Genomic DNA, 235 nt, shown 5'->3' on the forward strand with positions numbered 1-235 from the left:
GACATTCCGCTGGCGCCGCGCGAGGTTGTCGAGCACCAAGTCCTGGAACAGGTTTGCCGCTGCGGCCGGGTGCACGTCGGCGCCTTTCCCGGCGCGGTCACGGAGACAGTGCAATACGGCCCGAACGTGAAGGCGCTCGCCGTCCATCTGATCCATGGTCAAATGCTGCCGTACGCGCGCGCCGCCCAGTTGCTTGGCGACTTGTACGGCATCAAGCCGTCGACCGGCACCTTGC

The 235-nt window shown here is 66.4% G+C and carries 1 pseudogene; it reads left to right on the forward strand.

What is annotated here, in order from left to right:
• Positions 1 to 235 (forward strand): annotated as a pseudogene (locus F1735_RS35265) (IS66 family transposase); the annotation flags it as partial.

Origin of the sequence: Massilia genomosp. 1, assembly GCF_011682185.1 — a bacterium.
In the GTDB taxonomy this organism is placed as follows: domain Bacteria; phylum Pseudomonadota; class Gammaproteobacteria; order Burkholderiales; family Burkholderiaceae_D; genus Telluria_A; species Telluria_A rubra.